The sequence below is a fragment of the uncultured Eudoraea sp. genome (genome assembly GCF_947260015.1).
Classification (GTDB): domain Bacteria; phylum Bacteroidota; class Bacteroidia; order Flavobacteriales; family Flavobacteriaceae; genus Eudoraea.
In genome coordinates this window covers 1-2,113 of record NZ_CAMYOM010000098.1, presented here as the reverse complement: position 1 = coordinate 2,113, position 2,113 = coordinate 1, and the positions used below count along the sequence as shown (strand labels likewise).

The 2,113-nt window shown below is 39.6% G+C and carries 3 protein-coding genes; all 3 read left to right on the top strand.

Going from position 1 to position 2,113, the window contains the following annotated elements:
• Nucleotides 1-459: hypothetical protein (locus Q0X66_RS15895; RefSeq protein WP_297708115.1), on the top strand; the 459-nt coding region annotated here is incomplete at its 5' end.
• A gap of 16 nt (nt 460-475) precedes the next feature.
• Nucleotides 476-1,546, top strand: coding sequence for a DUF1214 domain-containing protein (locus Q0X66_RS15890; RefSeq protein WP_297708113.1), 1,071 nt, complete (start codon nt 476-478; stop codon nt 1,544-1,546).
• 41 nt (nt 1,547-1,587) lie between these two features.
• On the top strand, nt 1,588-2,022 hold the full coding sequence (locus Q0X66_RS15885) for a hypothetical protein (RefSeq protein WP_297708111.1): 435 nt from the start codon (nt 1,588-1,590) through the stop codon (nt 2,020-2,022).
• Nucleotides 2,023-2,113: the final 91 nt, after the last annotated feature.

Here is a 2,113-nt window from a genome sequence, read left to right as displayed (position 1 = left end):
TTTAGCTGTAATCAGGAAGCTAAAAAAGAAGAAGCAAAAGCATCTACGGAATCAAATATTGCTGCATCAGAAGTAAAATTAGACAAGCAAATGCCCGATAGCAAAACAAGTATTTTTGATTGGGCAAAGACCCAGACTCCATATAAAACAGGAGGATTTGAGCCTGCAGCAGTAACCATGAATACCAACTTTGGAGAATTGGAATTTCCGGGGGGGTACCCTACAGAAGAAACCATACAAAAAGTGTATGATGAGTTAGATCTTCAAAAAGCAACGCAACTGTACTTAAGTATGTATCCTGCCCTTTCGATGAAAGGAATGATTGAAGGCGTTGTTCGCGATTATGGAACCCATAGTAGCTCGCACATAGCCGTTACTGCCAATCGCTTAGATTCTGAAGCTTTATGGTTAACGGGAAATACTGAAAGTATTTATTCTATGTTGGTGTTTGGTATTTGAAGTACCGGGTGGTTTAATGGGACCTGTTGATGATGCCAATTTTAAGTTTCTATTCGATATTGGTCCAACGGGAATGGATAAAGGTAAAGGTGGAAAATATTTGATTTTGCCTCCTGACTACGAAGGTGATGTACCTGAGGGTTATTTCGTATTTAAATCGCCAACCTATCGTGTTTTCTCATTTGTTCGTGCCAATGCAGCTGTAATAGGTTTTGGCGAAGGCGCCATGGATTATTTCCGCGAAGGCTGTAAAATCTATCCTTTAAGCACAGGGCCTAGAGAGAATACATACAGAAATGTTACCGGTGTTCCAATCAACACTTTGGTACCAGAAGATGCCAGGGCTTTTGCCTGGATGCACGAATTAATTAATTACGAACCTGCCGATGCTTTTGGTAAAGAGCGCCTGGGTGAATTGGCCTCTATTGGAATTGAAAAAGGGAAACCTTTTAATCCCGATGCCCGCATGCAAAAAATATTGGCTAAAGCAGCTGAACAAGGGGTAGCGATGTCGCGCGTAATTGCGTTTAATACGCGAGTTGAAAACTCGAAAGTGTATCCTGATCGCCAATGGGAAAGTCCATATGTAATAAACAATTCTACGTTCTATCAGAACGACTATATCAACCTTGAGGCACGCACGGTATTTCATTTCACTGCTGATGGTATTACGCCGGCAATGGCGATGCAAATGCCAGAAGGTCTTGGCTCAAGATACCAAACTACCTATAAGGATAGTGATGATAATTTCTTCGACGGCAACAAGACGTATAAATTAAACATGCCTCCGGGGGTGCCTGTTAAGCTTTTCTGGTCAGTTACTGTTTACGATAACCTTAATCGCTGCGTGGTTAATACCATGCCTTATCCAAGTATAAGTAGCCAGCAAACTCCACCACCTGTGACTAATGAAGATGGTTCTATCGATATCTATTTCTCAGTCAAACAACCGGCAGGTGTTGAGAAGCAAAACTGGGTAGAAGTAATCCCTGACCAAGGATTCTTTGTGTACATACGCTACTACGGTCCTCTCAACGCCTTCAACAACAAGACCTGGGTGCCTAATGATGTAGAATTAGTTAAATAACTAATTGAAACAGTAAAAAATTTGTATTAGCCCTTGGCTTTTTGATTGCCGTAGGCAACATAAGTTTTGCCCAATCATTGCAGGAAGAAGTTGAAATGTTCCAGGCCGTTTTTGGAATGGAAAAGAAAGCTATGACTCTTGTATTTATTGAAAATGAAGGCGATGATGCTTTCTGGACCCTATATGACCAATATGAAATTGATAGAAAATTATTGGGCCAAAAACGCTTACAGTTGTTAGCGGATTATGCCAACAATTATGGCGCAATGACCGATGAAAAAACAGATCAATTAATGAAGGCTGTAAGGACTCAAAAGAAGAGCCTTGACAAGCTTATTGATAAGTATTACAAGAAAATCAAGAAATCTTCAGGATCAAAAATAGCAGCTCAGTTTTATCAGCTTGAAAATTACATTTTAGGTGCGATCAGACTTGAAATATTGGATAGTATTCCATTCTTTGATGAATTTGATTAGTTAGGATAGTGTCTTGTCTGTAAAACTTCTTTACAGGCAAGATGCCCTATTCTCTTTTAAAATAATGATATAAACAGTAACACTTTAAAAT